At 55.9% G+C, this 19,726-nt stretch carries 9 protein-coding genes and 6 pseudogenes; 8 read left to right on the top strand and 7 right to left on the bottom strand.

Annotated features, from left to right (window positions below; all coding sequences use genetic code 11):
* Window positions 1-9 precede the first annotated feature (9 nt).
* A pseudogene (gene trpC, locus FDY98_RS21870) lies at window positions 10-812 on the top strand (indole-3-glycerol phosphate synthase TrpC).
* On the opposite strand, the pseudogene FDY98_RS21865 reads toward trpC, so the two are convergent.
* From FDY98_RS21865 to FDY98_RS21855, 3 genes and pseudogenes are all read right to left on the bottom strand, one after another.
* A pseudogene (locus FDY98_RS21865) lies at window positions 809-4,012 on the bottom strand (FAD-binding and (Fe-S)-binding domain-containing protein). The pseudogenes trpC and FDY98_RS21865 sit on opposite strands and share 4 nt — an antisense overlap.
* A gap of 87 nt (window positions 4,013-4,099) precedes the next feature.
* Window positions 4,100-4,690 carry a DUF4202 domain-containing protein gene (locus tag FDY98_RS21860; protein ID WP_027958432.1) on the bottom strand — a complete coding sequence of 197 codons (591 nt, stop codon included), beginning with the start codon at window positions 4,688-4,690 and terminating at the stop codon, window positions 4,100-4,102.
* Between the two features lie 160 nt (window positions 4,691-4,850).
* Window positions 4,851-6,095 (bottom strand): annotated as a pseudogene (locus FDY98_RS21855) (dicarboxylate/amino acid:cation symporter).
* A gap of 419 nt (window positions 6,096-6,514) precedes the next feature.
* On the opposite strand from FDY98_RS21855, the gene serS reads away from it, so the two are divergent.
* Window positions 6,515-7,792 carry a serine--tRNA ligase gene (gene serS, locus FDY98_RS21850; RefSeq protein ID WP_027958433.1) on the top strand — a complete coding sequence of 426 codons (1,278 nt, stop codon included), beginning with the start codon at window positions 6,515-6,517 and terminating at the stop codon, window positions 7,790-7,792.
* Here the strand turns inward: serS and FDY98_RS21845 are convergent.
* Window positions 7,737-8,594, bottom strand: coding sequence for an SIMPL domain-containing protein (locus FDY98_RS21845; RefSeq protein WP_027958434.1), 858 nt, complete (start codon window positions 8,592-8,594; stop codon window positions 7,737-7,739). The genes serS and FDY98_RS21845 overlap by 56 nt on opposite strands.
* A gap of 204 nt (window positions 8,595-8,798) precedes the next feature.
* Between FDY98_RS21845 and FDY98_RS21840 the strand changes: the two genes are divergently transcribed.
* On the top strand, window positions 8,799-9,902 hold the full coding sequence (locus tag FDY98_RS21840) for an AI-2E family transporter (RefSeq protein ID WP_009287994.1): 1,104 nt from the start codon (window positions 8,799-8,801) through the stop codon (window positions 9,900-9,902).
* Window positions 9,903-9,970: 68 nt separating this feature from the next.
* Here FDY98_RS21840 and trxA read toward each other — a convergent pair whose 3' ends face one another.
* Window positions 9,971-10,297 carry a thioredoxin gene (gene trxA, locus FDY98_RS21835; protein WP_155706180.1) on the bottom strand — a complete coding sequence of 109 codons (327 nt, stop codon included), beginning with the start codon at window positions 10,295-10,297 and terminating at the stop codon, window positions 9,971-9,973.
* 389 nt (window positions 10,298-10,686) lie between these two features.
* Here trxA and cysB point away from each other — a divergent pair.
* A pseudogene (gene cysB / locus FDY98_RS21830) lies at window positions 10,687-11,660 on the top strand (HTH-type transcriptional regulator CysB).
* A 14-nt stretch (window positions 11,661-11,674) separates the two neighbouring features.
* Here cysB and FDY98_RS21825 read toward each other — a convergent pair.
* Together FDY98_RS21825 and pabB are read right to left on the bottom strand one after the other, a co-directional pair.
* A pseudogene (locus tag FDY98_RS21825) lies at window positions 11,675-12,294 on the bottom strand (phosphoadenosine phosphosulfate reductase domain-containing protein).
* Window positions 12,295-12,411: 117 nt separating this feature from the next.
* A pseudogene (gene pabB / locus FDY98_RS21820) lies at window positions 12,412-13,765 on the bottom strand (aminodeoxychorismate synthase component I).
* Between the two features lie 281 nt (window positions 13,766-14,046).
* Between pabB and FDY98_RS21815 the strand changes: the two are divergent.
* The 4 genes from FDY98_RS21815 (at window position 14,047) to acnD (ending at window position 19,718) form a co-directional block, all read left to right on the top strand.
* A complete protein-coding gene (locus FDY98_RS21815) occupies window positions 14,047-14,742 on the top strand; it encodes a GntR family transcriptional regulator (RefSeq protein WP_340146931.1) in 696 nt (231 codons plus the stop codon).
* A gap of 48 nt (window positions 14,743-14,790) precedes the next feature.
* Window positions 14,791-15,681 (top strand): methylisocitrate lyase, encoded by an 891-nt coding sequence (gene prpB / locus FDY98_RS21810; protein ID WP_022522896.1) that lies wholly within the window; start codon window positions 14,791-14,793, stop codon window positions 15,679-15,681.
* Between the two features lie 232 nt (window positions 15,682-15,913).
* The gene (gene prpC / locus FDY98_RS21805; protein ID WP_022522897.1) at window positions 15,914-17,041 is read left to right on the top strand and encodes a bifunctional 2-methylcitrate synthase/citrate synthase; all 1,128 of its coding nucleotides are present in this window, start codon (window positions 15,914-15,916) and stop codon (window positions 17,039-17,041) included.
* 67 nt (window positions 17,042-17,108) lie between these two features.
* Window positions 17,109-19,718 (top strand): Fe/S-dependent 2-methylisocitrate dehydratase AcnD, encoded by a 2,610-nt coding sequence (gene acnD, locus FDY98_RS21800; RefSeq protein ID WP_027958437.1) that lies wholly within the window; start codon window positions 17,109-17,111, stop codon window positions 19,716-19,718.
* Window positions 19,719-19,726 lie beyond the last annotated feature (8 nt).

Here is a 19,726-nt window from a genome sequence, read left to right as displayed (position 1 = left end):
GAGACCACCATGACTCAACAGGCAACGCCGACTATTTTAACGCGCATTCTTGCTCGCAAAGACCAAGAAGTGGCTGAGCGCCGTCAGGCCGTTTCAGAGGCGGATTTGCTCGCGTTAGGAGAGCAGCAGAGCACCCCGCGTGGCTTTATTGAGGCGCTTAATACGCGCATCGCAACGGGTGATCCGGCGATTATCGCCGAGGTGAAAAAGCCTCACCGTCAAAAGGCGTTATTCGCGAAGAATTTCACCCCTCGGATATCGCCAAAAGCTACGCCCAGGGCGGTGCTGCCTGTCTCTCTGTGCTTACCGACGCCGACTTTTTCCAGGGCCATGAAGACTATCTAATTGCCGCTCGGGACGTCTGCACGCTGCCGGTGATTCGCAAGGACTTTATCACCCATGGCTATCAGGTTTGTGAAGCGCGGGCGATTGGTTCGGACTGTATTCTGCTGATCGTTGCCGCCCTGGATGATGCTCAACTGCGCGACCTGCATCAGCAGGCCAATCAGTTGGGTATGGATGTGCTGGTCGAGGTGCACGATGCCAACGAGCTTGAGCGTGCCCTGGCACTGGATCTAAAGCTGGTCGGCATCAACAACCGCAACCTGCATACCTTTGAAACCAGCCTGAATACCACCCTGGATCTGTTGCCGCGCATTCCTGAGGGCGTCACGGTGATTACCGAATCGGGTATTCATACCCGCGATGACGTTGAGCTAATGCGTGACCACAATGTTAACGGCTTTCTGGTTGGCGAAGCCTTTATGCGCGAAAGTGATCCAGGCTTGGCGCTGAAAAGGCTGTTCTTTTAACCTGCTTGCTTTAGGCACACAAGCAGTGCCTGAAGCGGGTGCGGTAATGATTGTTCCGAGTAACGCTTCACTTGGCTACGGCAGGAATAGCCGGTGGCCAATAGCTTGCCTGTGTTTTCTTCGGCCTCCACCTGGGGCTGCCACGACTGGCGTAGATAGTTTTGGACGTAGCGGCATTGCGGGTTTCGTGGCCATAGGTGCCAGACATACCGCAGCAGCCGGTGTCCATCAGCTCAAGCTCTAACCCAAAGGCCGCAAATACCTGCTGCCATGCTTTAGGGCTACCCGGTGCATTGGTTTTCTCGGTGCAGTGGGAGAGCAGCTTAAAGCCGGGGTCGGTTAGCTTAAGTTGGTTGGGCGCTAGCGTATTGATGCGGGTCGTGAGCCACTCCTGCAGCATCAGCACCTCCGGCACCGCCTCATTACCTAGCGCTTTGACGTACTCCTGGCGGTAGGTGAGCGTCATCGCCGGGTCGATGCCCACCAGGGGGATATCAAAGCGGGCCAAGGTGCGTAGCCGCTCGGCCTGCTTGGCGGCGGTACGTTCGAAGGCGCCCAAGAAGCCCTGCACCTGGAGTGGTTTGCCGTTCGCCGAATAGGGCATCACAAACACGCGTAGATTGAGGCGCGAGAGCAGTTCCACCACGTCCATCACCAGCTTGGCTTCAAAGTGGGTGGTGAAGGCATCCTGGACAATAATCACGCTATTGGCACGCTGCTGTTCGGTTAACAGGGCCAGTGAGAGCGGTGTTGCCTCGGCGACGCCCCAGGCGTTCAGCTGCTTTTTAACACTGGCCCGTGAAAGCGCCGGGGAGTCGCTCATGCCCAGCGTACGGCGCATCAGTTGCTCTACCCAGCGCTGGCCAATCACGGCGTTATACAGCGGTGCGGCTTTGGCCAGGGTAGGCAGCATAAACTCGGTGCCGCCAATCACGTAGTCGCGCAGCGGGCGCAGGTAACGGCCGTGGTAGACCTCCAAGAACTGCGAGCGGAACTGGGGAACGTTGACCTTGATCGGGCACTGACTCGCGCAGGACTTACACGCCAGGCAACCCGCCATGGCGTCATAAACTTCATGGGAGTAGTCGTGGTGCTGCTTGCGGCTTAGAGTATTCGCCACCCGCAGCGGAAAGCGTTTAATAAAGCCCCAGCCGCCTTCGGCTTTTTTCTTGCGCGACTCCTCAACAACATCGATTCCCGCCTGGGTCTGCAGGCGCAGCCACTCGCGGATCAGGCTGGCGCGGCCTTTGGGCGAGTGACGACGATCCCGCGTCGCCTTCCAGGAAGGGCACATGGGATCGTCAAGGTCGTAGTTGTAGCAGGCGCCGTTGCCGTTGCAGTACACCGCGGCGTCATAGGCTTGCCAGGCGCGCTCGTCGATGGTGCGATCAAACTGACCGCGCATGGGCACGCCATCCACCGTCAACAGATCAGGGTCGCTATCCCTGGCAATTAGCTCGTTGCTTTGAGGCTTACTCGCAGCGTCGGGCGAGGGGAAATGCCCGCGGCCCCGGGCGGGTTAGAGAGAGGTGAGGCGATCTTGCCAGGGTTTAGCTGGTTATAGGGGTCAAAGGCGGCTTTTACCCGCTGTAGGCTGGGGTAGAGCTCACCAAAGAATTTAGGTGAGTACTCCGAGCGCACGCCCTTCCGTGTTCGCCCCACAGCAGGCCGCCATATTTCTGGGTCAGCGCCGCCACTTCATCGGACACCGCGCGAATCAGTGTTTCCTGTTCGGGATCCTTCATATCGATGGCGGGACGCACGTGAAGTACACCGGCGTCGACATGGCCAAACATCCCGTAGGCGAGGTCTCGGGCATCCAGCGCGGCGCGGAACTCGGTGATAAAGTCCGCCAAGTGCTCCGGCGGCACGGCGGTATCTTCCACAAACGGAATCGGCCGCTTCTCGCCCTGCACATTGCCGAGCAAACCCACTGAGCGCTTGCGCATGGCGTAGACTTTCTGGATCTGCCCACGCCCCTCGGCCAAGTGTAGCCTAGGCGCTCAACGGTGGTGTCTTGGCTTAGGTGGTCGGTGAAGGCGCGAACCCGCTTGGCGAGGGCGCTCTCATCGTCGTCATTAAACTCGATCAGGTTAATGCCGCGAATCGCCGTGTTAGCGATCGCCGGGAAGAACTCCGCCACGCTGTCCCAGACGAAGTCCTCCATGGCCAACTGCAGCACGGTGTCGTCGATGGTCTCTATGGAAGTAGGGCGCAGCGCCTGCGGCTGGGTTGTAGCGCCTGCGGCTGAGGTTGTGAAGAGGTGCTAGCGGCCATCAGCGCTTTGGCATCCCGCAGTGCATCCATAAAACTGGTGTAGCGCACATTGACCAGAGTGGAGTGCTTGGGAATCGGCAGCACATTCACACCGCCTCGTTCAAAAAGCCCAGCGAGCCTTCCGAGCCGCACAGCAGGCTGTTGAGGTTGAGCTGCCCCTTGTCGTCGCGCAGGTGGGCCAAGTCGTAGCCGGTCAAGCAACGGTTGAGCGGCGGGAACTTGGCTGCAATCAATTCGCGCTGTTGGTCGATAATATTGGCGGCGGTGGCATGTACGCGGCCCAGAATACCTTCCTGCTGGCACTCAGCCTGCTCTTCGTCCGATGTTAAAGCGCGGCTGTGCAGGTGCTTTCCACCGATCAAAATGGTATCGAGCTCCAGCACATGATCACGGGTTTTTCCGTATTCGCAGCTGCCCTGGCCGCTGGCATCGGTAGAGATCATGCCGCCTATAGTGGCGCGGTTGGAGGTCGAAAGCTCCGGGGCGAAAAACAGCCCATGGGGTTTGAGCGCGGCGTTTAATTGATCCTTCACCACGCCCGCCTGAACGCGCACCCGCCGTGCTTCCACATCGATCTCTAGGATCTGATTCATATGGCGGGAGACATCCACCACAATGCCATCGGTGAGCGACTGACCGTTGGTGCCGGTGCCGCCGCCTCTGGGCGTTAATACAATGCTGCGGTGAGTGGTTTGCGCGGCCAACCGGGTAAGGCGCTCTAGGTCTTCGGCATGCTTGGGGTAGACCGCCGCCTGGGGCAGGCGCTGGTAAATTGAGTTATCCGTCGCCAGCACCGTGCGGTTGGCGTAATCGGGAGCAATTTCGCCTTCAAAACCGCGCGTTTTAAGAGCCTGTAAAAAACGTACATACTCATTGCCCAAGCGTGCGAACGGGGCGGTACGGGTGTCCAAGGATGCAATCATAGTTGATCAAGCCGTCAGTGCCGGGGGCGCAATAAAAGACCGCTACTTTACCGCAGCGGCTGCCTCGCTGCATCTCACTGTAGCGCTTTACTCTGCTCCCAGGGCCTCTTTTACCAGCGCTAATGAGGCATCCGACATCGGTAGCTTCAAGGCTAGTGCATGGGCGCGGGGTGACATTTTACGCCAGGTCATCTGCACAATGCGCACCATATGGTCGTGCTCGATCTTGCGCGAGAAATCGGCAAAGTAGTTCTCTAGAAACACCAGGCAGGCGCAATCTTCCAGCGCTTGTACATCGGGGTCGCGGCCCAGGCCTTTCTTGCCGATAATCGTTGCGGCTCTGGCGGCATCTTCGTCTGCATAGCCTGCGTCGCGCATTAGCTGGGCGGTGGTATCGCCTGCGCGCTTGCCCTGGTCGCGTCGCCAGGTTAAGTAGCCTACGCGCCCTTCGGGGTACTCCTCACGCGGCACTAACCAGCGCTGTAAGTGCTGGGCGCGTACGGCTAAGCGCAGCACCTCATCTGGAGCGTCATGCACGCGGTCTAGCCAGTCGCTCATGCGCTGGGCATAAGCCAGTTCCTGGGGCATGGGTGTGCCATCGGCAAGCGTCGTGGAGCGCGGGTCTTCGGCATGCAGGGCATCGATGGCGATGAGCGTTTGATCAAAAGCGGTAGGCATAGCAGCGTTGCTCGGCTAAAAATGATGCTAATAGGTTGCCGAGAAACCGTGCGAATCACAACTGCTGTATGGGAGGGGGTTATGAAAGGCGGTAAAGCGCAGCGCCCGCTGCTAAGCACAGCGGACGCCTTTTCATACGCTATAAATGCTAGCGTTAAAGTTAGCGACGGTTGTAGATTTCTTCGTTGAGCTCACCCTCGCTTTTACCTACCAGCGTGGTGACCATTAAATCGCCCGCGACGTTGACGCTGGTGCGTGCCATATCAAGGATCCTATCAATCCCCGCGACCACGGCGATAGCTTCCAGCGGCAGACCAACCTGGGCCATCACAATCGAGAGCATAATCAGGCCAGCGCCTGGTACGCCTGCGGTACCAATGGAGGCCAGCGTGCCGGTGGCGACAATCATGCCGTAATCCATCATGCTCAAATCAGTGCCAGTCATTTGGGCGATGAATAGCACGACCACGCCCTGGTAAAGCGCGGTGCCATCCATATTGATGGTGGCGCCTACCGTAACACAAACCCTGAAACCCCTTCGGAAACGCCCAGGTTCTTCTGCGCGCAACGTATAGAGACCGGCAGGGTGCCCGCAGAAGAAGCGGACGAGAACGCCACAACAATAGCGTCCAGACTGCCCTGCAAATAGCGCATGGGGTTTAGCCGCCCCAGTAGCGAGATCAAACCCGAGTAGATCACCAGCACGTGAAGAATGCTGGCCAGGTACGCCACGCCAATCAACTTGGCCAGCGGCAGCAATATCTCTAAACCGTACTGTCCGGAGACGTGGGCGATAAGCCAAATACGCCGAAGGGCGCAAACGCCATCACAATGCCAGTGAGCTTGTACATTGCCTCGGCAAAGCTATCGAAGACCTTCATGACCGGCTCGCCTTTATCGCCGATCAACGTCAGCGAAATACCTAAACCAATGGCAAACACAATGATCTGCATAATGTTGCCGTTGGCCAGGGCGTCCAACGGGTTACGCGGCACTAAGTTAACCAGAATAGAGACCAGCGATGGCGCTTCGTTAGCGGCCACTTCAGAGTCAAAACTTAAATCAACGCCCACGCCCGGCTGCAGCAGGGTGGAAAGTACCAGACCAATGGAGATAGCAAAGGCGGTGGTGACCAAATAGAGCGTAATGGTACGCGCGCCAATACGACCCATTTTCTGGGGGTCGCGCATTGAGGTAATACCCACCACCAGAGTGGAAAACACTAGTGGCACAATCAGCATCATAATGGCGTTAATAAAAATATCGCCAGCGGTTTAAACACGCTGGCGGTCTCACCTAATAGCGCGCCTGCCAAAATACCCAACGCCAAGCCGGCGAGAATCTTCTTCCATAGGGCAATTCGTCGCCACCAGGCAAACTTTCCTTGCTGTGCTGTCTCCTGCACTGCGCTTCTCCTGTCAAAAGTGTTAAAACCTATTATTTATCGATTCGTTAGACGAATCGGCGGGCACTCTATCACTTTTGGCTAACGGGCTGGGATGGATATGCCGAGTGGTCATAGCACATACAGTCGATTCGATAACTGAACCTTGCTTAGCGATAGTGCAAACTTATTACGTGCCGCTACCTTCTAGCAGCGCTATGCGCTGCATTCGCGGGTGCGCCGTAGGCTTACCACGCGCTACTGGAGTGTGGCGTTAGCTAGTGCTGACTTCTCTGGTGCTGGAGCCTTTTAGCGTAGCTAAACGTGCGTCTGGTGATACCGGCCATAGCTCCTCGCCGCGCTTTTGCCTACAATAGACCCCTTTATGCACGCGCATTGGCGCGGTGCTTTTATTGTTTTCAGGCCAAGGGACAGGATTCATGCTCGATCCGAAACTGCTGCGCGGTGATCTTGACACGGTTGCTCAACAACTGGCCCGGCGGGGCTTTGTGCTTGATAAAGCGGGATTGCAGGCGCTGGAGTCGCGTCGCCGCGAGCTGCAAACGCAAACCGAGCAGCTGCAAAATGAGCGCAATATGCGCTCCAAAGCGATTGGTAAAGCCAAAGCCAACGGTGAAGATATTCAGCCGCTGCTGGATGAAGTCAGCGATTTAGGCGATCGCCTGGATAAAGCCAAGCGCGAGCTAGCCGACGTCCAGGAAGAGTGGGACGACGCTATCAGCGGTATTCCCAACCTGCCCCATGAAAGCGTGCCGGAAGGCAAAAGCGAAGACGAGAATGTCGAGCTGCACCGCTGGGGCACGCCGCGGGAGTTTGATTTCGAGGTGCTCGATCACGTTGATCTGGGTAAGCAGTCGGGTTATCTCGATTTTGAGCTGGCGGCTAAAATCACTGGCGCTCGCTTTGCGGTCATGCGCGGGCCGATAGCGCGCCTGCACCGGGCGTTGGCGCAGTTTATGCTGGATACCCAAACCGAACAGCACGGCTACGAAGAGTGCTACGTGCCGTATATGGTCAACCGCGATTCGCTGATGGGCACCGGCCAACTGCCGAAGTTTGGCGAAGATTTGTTCAAGTTGGACGATGAGCGCGAGTACCACCTGATTCCCACTTCAGAAGTACCGCTGACCAACTTTGTACGCGATGAAATTGTCGAGCAGGCAGCGCTGCCGATGAAGCTTACCGCACATACGCCCTGTTTCCGCTCCGAGGCGGGCTCGCACGGGCGCGATACCCGCGGAATGATCCGCCAGCATCAGTTCGATAAAGTCGAGATGGTGCAGATTGTGGAGCCGGAGAAGAGCTACGAAGCGTTGGAAGAGATGCGTGGTCATGCAGAGGCGATCCTGCAGGCACTGGCGTTGCCGTATCGCGTAGTGACGCTATGCACTGGGGATATGGGCTTTGGGGCCACGAAGACCTACGACTTGGAAGTGTGGCTGCCCAGCCAGGAGACTTACCGGGAGATCTCGTCTGTCTCTAACTGCGAGGATTTCCAGGCCCGGCGTATGCAAGCGCGGTATCGCCATCCGGATTCCAAAAAGCCGCAGTTGCTACATACGCTGAACGGTTCAGGGCTGGCGGTTGGTCGTTGCCTGCTGGCGGTGCTTGAAAACCACCAGCAGGCAGATGGCTCGGTGATTATTCCTGAGCCGCTACGTCGCTATCTGGGCGGCGTGGAGTGTCTGGCCCTTTAAGCGCCCACTCAACGCTAACCCCGGCATCAATGCGGATGGTGCCGGGGCTGTAATCGCTGGCGGCACTGGATTGACTGGCGCCAGCGGCATCGCTTTCTGCACGCATCGCCATCATGCGCGGCTGGAAGATAGGTGATTGCGTCTCTTCAATGCGCTGCACATGACCAAGCTCAGCATCTAAGCTGTCGGCCATCAGGTTTGCTTTGTGTTGCGCTTTCTCCAGCGCTTTGACCAGCGCTTCGTCAGTGGCAGCGTCGCGGTCTTGTAGGTCAAACTGCACGCCATCCAATGAGTTAACACCAGCGGCTATTAGCGCGTCTAACACCTCGCTTAACTGACCAAGGTCGGTGAGTTCGACGGTGATCGGGCGCTCAAGACGTGTGCGCTGCAGGGTCTCATGCTCGCCATCTTCATTGCGTGGCCCTTGAATATGCTCAGGATAGACATTTAGCGAGCCTGCATTGATGGCATTGCGTTCAAGGCCGGTGGCTTCCATTTGTTCGATTAATTCGCTGGCGCGGGTCTCTAAGCGCTCGCGGGCATCGCTAAGTGCGCTACTATCGCTCTCTTCCAAGGTGGAAAGGGCGGGTGTGTTTTCCCACAATCGTGCATTCAGGGTGGCCTTGTCGGGTTCTACCTCAACCCAAGACTGCGCTTGAACATGCAAGCTTGGCTGGGGCGGTGTTGACGGTGAAGCGTGTGCAAAAGGAGCGCTAAGGAGTGCCAATAGAGCGCCGCCTAGTAGGCCATTGCGTAAACGTTTAGAGCCTGGTTTTTGAAGGTTAGCTGGTATGGCTTGCATAAATGTTTTCCTTAGTGAGCGGGCAGTGGCGCCGCCAAGTTAAAACCGGGTATAAATCATTCAAGTAGACGCAGCTTTGAAGCGAAGTAGAAAAGAAAGTTCAGTACGGAAGAGTGGACGCAAAACAGTTGCTTATTATTTGCACGGTTTGTGCAATACGCCGAATGCAGCCATCATATATGGACAACAAGCTAGGGATGGATTATGTCGAACTTGTCGGACGAGGATTACCGCAGTATTCCCCTCAATGCCACCTTGGCACTCGCTGCGTTGGTAGTGATCATCGCTGGAATGAAAGCAGGTGCTGATTTGTTAGTGCCGTTGCTGCTCGCGATATTTATCGCAGTAGTGTGTACTTCACCGGTGCAGTGGCTGCATCGCTGTGGCTTAAGCATGCGAATGTCGGCATTTCTAACATTGATGGTATTGCTGGCGTTTATATCGCTGATTGGCCTGCTGGTGGTCAATAGCTTCAGTACCTTCGTGGCAGCGTTGCCGGAAATTGAGTCGCGGCTTTATGAACAGTATTGGAATTTACTTAATGCGCTCTCTTCACGCGGGCTAGCAATTAATCCCGACCAGATTAACTCGCTGTTTGAAATGGAGGATGAGGGCTCTTGGATGCCTGCCTTACTGGGTCAGCTAGGCAACCTCTTTATGCAGGGCATCATTGTTGGACTGCTGGTTATATTCATGCTGTTCGAGACGTTGAACGTGCGCGATAAAATTTCCCGCGCACTGGAAAATCCGGCGCCTAGCTTGAAGCGTTTTAGTGAGTTCAGCTTAACGCTGAAGCGCTATCTAGCCGTAAAAACCATGATTAGCCTGGCCACTGGGGCGCTGGTATGGCTCTCTTGCATGATTGTAGGCGTGGATTTTCCGCTGTTGTGGGGCGTGTTGGCCTTTGCACTCAACTTTATTCCCAATATTGGCTCCGCGCTGGCGGCGATCCCCCCCGTGTTGTTGCTGTTGGTCGCCCAAGACGGCGGTGCTTTTCAGGCGTTACTGCTAGCCTCTGCTTATTTGGTCATCAACTTTGTGCTCGGCAATCTGATTGAACCGCGGGTAATGGGGCAGGCGTTGGGGCTTTCTACATTTGTGGCGTTTTTATCGCTGGTGGTATGGGGGTGGATCTTTGGTGCGGCGGGGATGCTACTTTCGGTGGTACTAACGATGACGTTGAAGATCGCACTTGATAGTCACCCACAAACACGGTGGATCGCTAGGCTGTTAGGGCCTGGAAGGCGTCGTGTAAAAGATATTCGGGTAAGCGATGCGAGTCTGCCGCCGTGGAAACGCAAAAATTAGGAAGGAAAGTTAGCGAAGGCGTGTTACCGCCGACAGAGTCGGCGGCTATTACAAGTGCTACACATTCATCAGGCGTTTTGTTCGATGAATTGCGTCAGTTGTGACTTAGATTGCGCGCCAACCAGTGAAGCGACTTTGGTGCCGGATTTAAACAGCATGACGGTAGGTACACCGCGGACGCCTTGCTCGGCAGCAATTTCTGGTGCGTCGTCTACATTGACACTAACAACTTTCAGGCTTTCCTGACGTTCTGCAGCTACTTCATCAACGACCGGGGCCATGACCTTGCATGGGCCACACCAGGGCGCCCAGAACTTCATTAGCACAGGCTGTTCAGCGTTGAGGACTTCTTCTTGCTCAAAATTGGCGTTGGTGACATCAACATTATTAGCCATTTGCTTCTCCCGTTTGCGTTGCTCTTACTGTTTCGTTGCCTCAAATGGAGCAACGGTCATTACGCGATCCATTGGTGCTCTTTCAGTGCGCCTCGTGTCTATCGCGACAAGTGTGGGCAGATGTTAGCGGGCGCGAAGGTTGCTGGCAAATTTCCTGCACAGTGAGTTAACTAAATAGCAGAAATTAAAGGGTGCTGGTAGGGCGTTTTTTTATAATATAAAAGTATTATTTTGGTGTTTTTTATTCTATATGGTGCTGTAGAGTGCCGAGTGTGACGACACGATCCGTCAGACGTGATGTGGCATCAGCGCTGTGTGTGCTTAAAGATTCGGCCTACATCAAGATACGGTCTACATAGATCTGTATAGAGAATAAATAAGGTGAGGATATGAAGCTACAACAGCTCCGCTATATCTGGGAAGTCAATCGACATAACCTGAACGTCTCGGCCACAGCGCAAAGTCTATTTACCTCACAGCCGGGGATCTCTAAACAGATACGTTTGTTAGAAGATGAGCTTGGCGTCGAGATTTTTGCGCGCAGTGGTAAGCACTTGACACGTGTGACGCCTGCCGGGCAGTCAATTATTGACCTGGCCGGGCAGGTACTGCGTCTCACCGAAAACATCAAGCAGGTGGCTCAGGAGCATAGCGATGAGCGCCGCGGTAGCCTCGCCATTGCTACGACCCATACCCAGGCCCGTTATGCGCTACCGCCCATTATCAGCGAATTCACCCTTAAATATCCTGATGTGGCGCTGCATATGCAGCAGGGTACGCCCAAGCAGATTGCACAGATGGTCAGTGAAGGCCAGGCCGATTTCGCCATCGCGACCGAGTCGCTGGAGCTATTTACCGATTTAGTGCTACTGCCCTGCTATCGTTGGAACCGCTGCGTACTGGTGCCTAAAGGGCACCCGCTAGCCACTCATCAGGGCCCGTTGACCCTGGAGGCGCTCGGTGAACATCCGCTGGTCACCTACGTGTTTGGGTTTACCGGCCGCTCGCAGTTAGACGACGCCTTCAAAGCGAAAGGGTTAACGCCCAATGTGGTGCTAACCGCCGCCGATGCCGACGTGATCAAGACCTACGTGCGGCTGGGCATGGGGGTTGGCATTGTGGCGCATATGGCTGTGGACGAGGCGCTTGATGATGACTTGGTGGCACTGGATGCAAGCCACCTGTTTGCCAGCTCTACGACAAAAATTGGTATCCGTCGTGGCACCTTTATGCGCGGTTACATGTATGATTTTTGGAGCGCTTTGCGCCTCATTTAACCCGCGACCGGGTTGATGAAGCATTAACGGCAGGCCCGCGCCATGAGCAGTCGTTGTTTGACGACCTGGACCTGCCGGAGTATTAACCCGCAGTGTGGAGTTAGTGCTGCAAATGTAGCCCGCACTCGCGTTTCTCTTCCACCTTGGTAGGGTCGAAGTAATCGAAGTTATTGGGCAGATTATGCGCCTGTAGATACTGGTACATATCTTTGGCGCTCCACTGCAGCAACGGGGCAACTTTCAATAGGCCATCGCTGTTGCGACTAACCGGCTGCATTTTTGCGCGCTCGGGGTGTCCTCAGCGCGCAGTGCGGTGAACCATACGTCGGGCTGCATTTCACGCAGCGCACGCTCGAAGGGCTCGATTTTAACTTCCTGAGTAAAGGCTGCGTGGCGTGGGTCGTCGATACCCGGCATGGGGCCTTCCAGCGCTTCACGGTGGGCGCGCGTGCGCCGGGGTACAAAGCTCACGATGTTCAGGTTGAGTTGTTGAATCACTTCGTCAGCGAATTGATAGGTCGCTTCGGTGTTGTAGCCGCTGTCCATCCACACAATGGGTATATCCGGGCGCACCTGGGTCACCATATGCAGAATCACCGCCTCAAAAGGGCGAAAGTTGGTGGTGCAAATAGGTCGTGCACCCTGGGCCAGCGCCCACTCAACTAACCCTTGAGGATTATTTGCGAAATCTCTGTTAATCGCTTCAAGCTCTGAGGACATACTGCCTCCTAATCGGAAATTAAATAATACTGACTAGGCTACCAAACAGGAGGCAGCGAACCCCAATACCGTTTAGTTTGGCTTTTATATTCCTTTTTGATATAGAGCTCGCGCTGCTTATTCCAAAGCGCCAATAAGGTGGCGAATTTTATCCAGAGTCTCGGTGTACTCTTCGTCCGCTTGAGAGTCTGCTACTAAGCCCCCTCCGCCCCATACATGCAGTCTTCCCGCCTCGGCAACCATAGTGCGAATAGCGATGGAGGTATCCATGCTGCCACGTACATCGACATAGCCAAGGCTGCCGCAATAAACACTGCGTTGGCAGGGTTCTAGTTCATCAATGATCTGCATCGCGCGAATTTTAGGTGCACCGGTAATTGAGCCGCCAGGAAAGGCCGCCTTAAGCAGTGCCAGCGGGGTGTAATTACCGGCCAGCGTTCCCTGCACCACGCTAACTAGGTGGTGCACGTTAGGGTAGCTCTCTAAGCGACATAGCTGCGGAACGCGAATGGAGCCTGGCTGGCAGACGCGACCCAGGTCATTGCGCAGCAGGTCAACGATCATCACATTTTCAGCGCGATCTTTAGTGCTGCTCAATAGCTGTGCCGCCAGCGCCTGATCCTCTTCATGTGTGGCCCCTCGCGGGCGGGTACCTTTAATCGGCCGTGTTTCGACCTCGCCGTTGCTGCACTGAATAAACCGCTCGGGTGAAAGTGACAGTACGGCCTTATCGCCCCAGGCCATAAAACCTGAATAGGGTGTGGGGGTCGCTTTGCGTAACTGCAGGTACGCCTGCCACTCATCCCCTTGGTAGTCGGCATAAAAGCGTTGAGCCAGGTTGATCTGATAGCAGTCACCCGCGCGAATATAGCGCTGCACGGCGTTAAAGCGTGCGACATATTGGGTGTGGCTAAGTTCTGCTTTAAAGGTATTCGTTAATGTAAACGCGCTAGTTGGCTCTGGCGTCTTGGTAAGCCAGTTTTCCACCTGCTCACGACGCTGCGGAGTGGCGATTAGCCACGCCTGCTGGGCCATGTGATCCAGGGTGATACACCAGTCGTAAAGCCCCAAACGGGCTTGCGGTAAGGTGACCGGGCTTGCCTGAGCACTCTGAACCGATAAGGTTTTACGCCCTAAATCGTAGCCCCAGTAGCCTATTAGCCCGCCTAGAAAAGGGAGTTCACTGGTTTCATCAGGGATATCCAGTTGATCCAGTAGCCACTGCTGAAGGGCAAACGCATCGTTAGCCAAGTGCGCCGGTGGGCTAAGCTGATCTGACGCAATACTCGCTTCGCCATGATGAGTAACTTCCAGCGTAGCAAGTGGGTCGCTGCTGATAATATCAAAGCGACCGGTGGCGATAGGGCGGCCACTATCGAGCAGCACCGCCGGGCCTGGCACGTAGGCAGGCGAATATACCCAATGGGTCGGGTGAATAGGGCAGGGCAGTTATCGTCAACGCCTGGTTCATTAAGCAAACGCCTGGCCGGTAAAAGGGCTGCATATGTTAGAGGTCGTTGAAGATCGGCACCAGTCGCACGATTGACGCATTTCTCACGCTTGGAAGAGGATTGTTGACACTGTTTTTGCAGCTAGACTTTTTGCCTACAACGAAAGATGTATAAAGTCGCTTTATAAGCAGGTTGACGGCGGTGGTTCGCGGGGCTAAAGTTTCGCTATGTTTCTAATTGTCGACAATTCGCCATGAGCTTACCTGTTTCTTCTTCTTATTCCGATTCCTCGCCGCATGAAATGGCAACCCCTGAAGTACGCACGCTCGCCGAGCGGGTATTTCATCAGTTGCAGGATGCCATCGTACGCGGCGAGCTTGCTCCCGGCAGTAAGATCACCGAGCCGGGATTGTCTAAAACCTACGGTATTTCACGTGGGCCGCTGCGCGAGGCGATGCGCCGCCTGGAAGCACACCGCCTCATCGAGCGGGTTCCCCATGTGGGCGCAAAGGTGGTTAAGCTCTCAATGAAAGAGCTTTTAGAGCTGTTTGACCTGCGTGAAGCCCTGGAAAGTATGGCGGCGCGCTTGGCGGCTGAGCATATGTCACCGGCAGAGGTTCAGGGTTTGCGGGATGTGCTGGCGCTGCACGAAGGTCAGGCGGATTTAAAGCGTGGCGAAGCTTACTACCAGCGCGAAGGCGATCTCGATTTTCACTACTGCATCGTTCAGGGCAGCCACAACAAAATGCTAATGAACCTGCTCTGTGATGACCTTTACTACCTTGTGCGCCTTTATCGCACTCAGTTCAGTGCTAGCGGCACGCGACCGCAGCGCGCCTTTGTGGAACACCATCGCATTGTGGATGCCATTGAAGCTGGCGATGCGGAGCTGGCCGAGCTGCTCATGCGCCGCCATGTCAGCGCCTCCCGCGCCAATGTGGCGGATCGCTATGCAGCGACCCTCGAACAGTCAGCATCTAAATCGCAAAGCTCTTAATCACGCAGCTAAAACATAACTAGAAATTAGCAATAGGAGAAACACCCCATGTCCCAGATGACTCCCGGCGCCCGGTTTCGAGCCGCGCTTGAGGCTAACCGTCCGCTGCCGATCTTAGGCACCATTAATGCCTATACAGCGCTAATGGCCGACAAGGTTGGCCATCAAGCCATTTACCTCTCTGGTGGCGGTGTAGCTAACGCCTCGTTCGGCTTGCCGGATCTGGGCATGACGACCATGAATGATGTGGTGGAAGATGCCCACCGTATCTGCGGCGCTACCGAGCTACCCCTGCTGGTGGATATCGATACCGGTTGGGGCGGTGCCTTCAATATTGCACGCACGGTAAAAGAAATGCAGCGCGCTGGCGTGGCCGCGGTACATATGGAAGACCAGGTGGCTCAAAAGCGCTGTGGACACCGCCCCAATAAAGCAATTGTCTCTCAGCAGGAGATGGTCGACCGCATTAAAGCTGCCGCCGATGCCAAGATCGACCCCGACTTCTATTTGATTGCTCGCACCGATGCGTTTCAAAAAGAGGGGCTTGATGCTGCCATTGAGCGTGCCAACGCCTGCGTTGAAGCCGGTGCAGATGCCATCTTCGCTGAAGCGGTTCATACCCTGGATGATTACAAAGCCTTCTGTGAACGGGTCAATGCACCCATTTTGGCTAACATCACCGAGTTCGGTGCTACTCCGCTGTTTACTCAAACGGAGCTTGGCGAGGTTGGCTGCCGCATGGTGCTTTACCCGCTCTCGGCCTTCCGCGCCATGAACGCTGCGGCACTGCAAGTCTATCAAAGCATCCTCGACAACGGCCACCAAAAAGACGTGGTGCCGCTGATGCAAACCCGCGACGAACTCTACGATTTTCTCAATTACCACGACTTTGAGCAGAAGCTGGACGCGCTGTTTGCCGAGAAAGGCGATGACCAATAAACCGCCAGTTAAGATGAAGCGCAGTTGGAAATGATTTCTTCTGCAAACTGGTGAGAGGACAGGTTGAAGCGAGGGTCTTTTGTCATGGATGACAAAAGTAGCGCCCAGGGAGGGGTTCACAGCGCCCTCGCGGAAACCTGTCCTCTCACCAAGATAGCTTTGCCGAAAGTTTAATGAACGACCTTATTCATAAATCGATAGTAAAAATAAAAGCAGTAATAGGAGACACACCATGGCTGATAAACCCGCAACAGGTGCAGGACTGCGTGGCCAGAGCGCCGGTTCCACCGCGCTATGTACAGTAGGCAAAACCGGCTCAGGCCTGACCTACCGTGGTTTCGATATCAAAGAACTGGCTGAAAAAGCCAAATTTGAAGAGGTCGCTTACCTGCTGTTAAAAGGCAAGCTGCCTAATCAGGGTGAGCTAGACCACTACATCAGCAAGCTCAAAAGCCTGCGCGGCTTGCCCGATGCATTAAAAACGGTACTTGAGCAGATCCCCAAAGACGCTCACCCGATGGACGTAATGCGCACCGGCACTTCAATGCTGGGCAATCTAGAAACCGAGGAGAATTTTGATCAGCAGCAAGACGTTGCTGATCGGCTGCTGGCGGTGCTGCCCTCGATTATTTGTTACTGGTACCGCTTCTCCCACGACGGTGTGCGCATCGATACCGAAACGGATGATGACTCAGTAGGCGGGCATTTCCTTAATATGCTGCGCGGCGAGCCCGCCTCTGAACTGCATGCGCGGGTCATGAACGTATCGCTGATTCTTTACGCCGAGCACGAGTTTAACGCCTCTACCTTTACCGCAAGAGTATGCGCCTCGACGCTTTCCGATATGCACTCCTGCGTGACCGGTGCGATTGGGTCGCTGCGCGGCCCACTGCATGGCGGCGCCAACGAAGCGGCCATGGCGATGATCGAGGATTGGCAGTCGCCGGAAGAAGCAGAAAGCAAGATCATGGGCATGCTGGAGCGTAAGGATAAAATTATGGGCTTCGGGCATGCGATTTATCGCGAGTCCGACCCGCGCAACGCGATTATCAAGCACTGGTCCAAGAAGCTCTCTGACGATGTGGGTGATAAGGTGCTTTACCCGGTTTCTGAGCGGGTCGAAGAGGTCATGTGGCGTGAGAAGAAGCTGTTCTGTAACGCAGACTTCTTCCACGCCAGCGCATACCACTTCATGGATATACCCACCAAGCTGTTTACGCCGATTTTCGTCTGCTCTCGGCTGACCGGCTGGGCGGCGCACGTATTTGAGCAGCGCGCCAATAACCGCATTATTCGCCCTAGCGCCGATTACACTGGCCCCGAGAAGAGCGAGTGGGTGCCGATAGAAGCGCGAGACTGAACCGCTTGCTGCCCGGTGACTTGGACACCGGGCTTTTTTCAGCCCCCTTCTTGTGAGTCTGCCTGCTATGAATACCCAATACCGTAAACCGCTGCCTGGCACAGAGCTTGAGTTTTTTGATGCTCGCGAGGCGGTGGAAGATATCCAGCCCGGTGCCTATGCACATCTGCCCTATACCTCTCGTGTGCTGGCGGAGCAGCTGGTGCGTCGCTGTGATCCTGAATTGCTTACCGATGCGCTAAAACAGTTGATTGAGCGCAAGAGTGACCTGGATTTTCCTTGGTATCCCGCGCGTGTCGTCTGCCACGATATCCTAGGCCAGACTGCGCTGGTCGATTTGGCCGGGCTGCGTGACGCCATTGCTGAGAAGGGCGGCGACCCCGCCAAGGTCAACCCGGTAGTGCCCACCCAGCTAATCGTTGACCACTCGCTGGCGGTGGAGCACGCAGGGTCGGAAGAGGGCGCCTTCGAGAAAAACCGCGCCATTGAAGATCGCCGCAACGATGATCGCTTCCACTTTATCAACTGGACTAAGACGGCATTTGAGAACGTCGATGTGATTCCCCCCGGCAACGGCATCATGCACCAGATTAATCTGGAGAAGATGTCGCCGGTGGTGCAGAACCGCGACGGCATTGCCTATCCGGATACCTGTGTGGGTACCGATAGCCATACGCCCATGGTCGATGCCCTTGGCGTTATATCCGTAGGTGTGGGTGGTCTGGAGGCTGAAAGCGTCATGCTGGGCCGTGCCTCCATGATGCGCCTGCCGGATATCGTCGGCGTGGAGCTGACCGGCAAGCTGCAGCCCGGCATTACCGGCACCGATATGGTACTGGCGATTACCGAGTTCCTGCGTAAAGAGCGGGTAGTGGGCGCTTACCTGGAGTTCTACGGTGAAGGTGCCGACGCGCTAACGGTCGGCGATCGCGCCACTATCTCCAATATGACCCCCGAATACGGCGCGACCGCGGCGATGTTCTACATCGATGGCCAAACTATCGACTACCTGAAAATTACCGGCCGTGAAGATGAACAGGTGGCGTTGGTCGAAACCTACGCCAAGCACACCGGCCTGTGGGCGGATAGCTTGACCGAGGTTGAGTACGAGCGGGTACTGACCTTTAACCTCTCGTCGGTAACCCGCACCCTGGCGGGGCCCTCCAACCCCCACGCCCATTTGCCAACTTCAGAGCTTGCCCAACGTGGTATTGCTGTTGGGCTTGAGGCGGCACAGGCGGAAGAGAAAGCGGGCAAAATGCCCGATGGCGCGGTTATCATCGCCGCCATTACCAGCTGCACCAATACTTCTAACCCTCGCAATATGGTCGCCGCCGGGCTAATCGCCCGTAACGCCAACCGGTTGGGTTTGCTGCGTAAGCCATGGGTGAAATCGTCGCTGGCGCCGGGCTCGAAAACCGTCAAGATGTACCTGGAAGAAGCTGGGTTGATGAGCGAGCTGGAAAACCTCGGCTTTGGGGTAGTGGCCTACGCCTGCACCACCTGTAACGGGATGTCCGGGGCGCTGGATCCAAAAATCCAGCAGGAGATTATTGAGCGTGATCTCTACGCTACCGCCGTGCTTTCCGGCAACCGTAACTTCGATGGCCGTATCCATCCCCATGCCCAACAGGCCTTTTTGGCGTCTCCGCCCCTGGTGGTCGCCTACGCCATTGCGGGTACAATTCGCTTTGATATCGAAAAAGACGTCCTGGGCGTGGATCAGGCGGGAAATCCTGTCACTTTGAAGGATATCTGGCCAGCGGATGAAGAGATCGATGCGATTGTTAAATCGTCGGTGAAGCCGGAGCAGTTCCGCCAGACCTATATTCCCATGTTCGATCTGGATAAGAGTGCCCGCGCTCAGGTCAGCCCGCTATATGACTGGCGGCCCCAGAGCACCTATATCCGTCGCCCGCCTTACTGGGAGGGCAATATGGCTAAAGTGCGCACCCTGAAAGGCATGCGGCCGCTGGCAATTTTGCCGGACAATATCACCACCGATCATCTCTCACCCTCCAACGCGATTCAGTTGAACAGCGCGGCAGGGGAGTACTTGGCCAAAATGGGCCTGCCGGAGGAAGACTTCAACTCCTACGCCACCCACCGCGGTGACCACCTGACTGCCCAGCGCGCTACCTTCGCCAACCCGAAGTTGTTCAACGAGATGGTGCGCGATGCCGACGGCAACGTTAAACAGGGCTCGCTGGCGCGGGTAGAGCCGGAAGGCCAAGTCACCCGCATGTGGGAGGCGATTGAAACCTACATGGCCCGCAAGCAGCCGCTGATCATTATTGCCGGGGCGGATTACGGTCAGGGCTCCTCACGGGACTGGGCGGCTAAAGGCGTGGCGCTGGCGGGCGTGGAAGCGATCGCCGCCGAAGGCTTTGAGCGTATTCACCGCACCAACCTGATCGGGATGGGGGTGATGCCGCTGGAGTTTGAGCCCGGGACTACGCGTATGACACTGGGCCTGGACGGCACTGAAACCTTTGATGTCGAAGGCGCCGTTTCGCCAGGGGCGATGCTCACCCTAGTGATCCACCGCCAAAACGGTGAAAGCGAGCGGGTTACGGTGAAGTGCCGTTTGGACACCGCCGAGGAGGTGTCTATTTACACTGCTGGTGGTGTACTGCAGCGTTTTGCCCAGGACTTTCTTGAGTCCACGGCGGCTTAATTGAAACG

Source organism: Halomonas sp. PA16-9, assembly GCF_009728585.1.
GTDB lineage: Bacteria > Pseudomonadota > Gammaproteobacteria > Pseudomonadales > Halomonadaceae > Vreelandella > Vreelandella titanicae.
Note: the sequence above shows the minus strand (reverse complement) of the source record. Positions and strands in the feature narration are given on the sequence as shown.

What these genes read in the sequence shown, in the direction of transcription:
- prpB (WP_022522896.1), top strand. Translation starts at nt 14,791, where the DNA reads ATGTCCCAGATGACTCCCGGCGCCCGGTTTCGAGCCGCGCTTGAGGCT.
- serS (WP_027958433.1), top strand. Translation starts at nt 6,515, where the DNA reads ATGCTCGATCCGAAACTGCTGCGCGGTGATCTTGACACGGTTGCTCAA.
- FDY98_RS21860 (WP_027958432.1), bottom strand. Translation starts at nt 4,690, where the DNA reads ATGCCTACCGCTTTTGATCAAACGCTCATCGCCATCGATGCCCTGCAT.
- trxA (WP_155706180.1), bottom strand. Translation starts at nt 10,297, where the DNA reads ATGGCTAATAATGTTGATGTCACCAACGCCAATTTTGAGCAAGAAGAA.
- FDY98_RS21845 (WP_027958434.1), bottom strand. Translation starts at nt 8,594, where the DNA reads ATGCAAGCCATACCAGCTAACCTTCAAAAACCAGGCTCTAAACGTTTA.
- FDY98_RS21840 (WP_009287994.1), top strand. Translation starts at nt 8,799, where the DNA reads ATGTCGAACTTGTCGGACGAGGATTACCGCAGTATTCCCCTCAATGCC.
- acnD (WP_027958437.1), top strand. Translation starts at nt 17,109, where the DNA reads ATGAATACCCAATACCGTAAACCGCTGCCTGGCACAGAGCTTGAGTTT.
- prpC (WP_022522897.1), top strand. Translation starts at nt 15,914, where the DNA reads ATGGCTGATAAACCCGCAACAGGTGCAGGACTGCGTGGCCAGAGCGCC.
- FDY98_RS21815 (WP_340146931.1), top strand. Translation starts at nt 14,047, where the DNA reads ATGGCAACCCCTGAAGTACGCACGCTCGCCGAGCGGGTATTTCATCAG.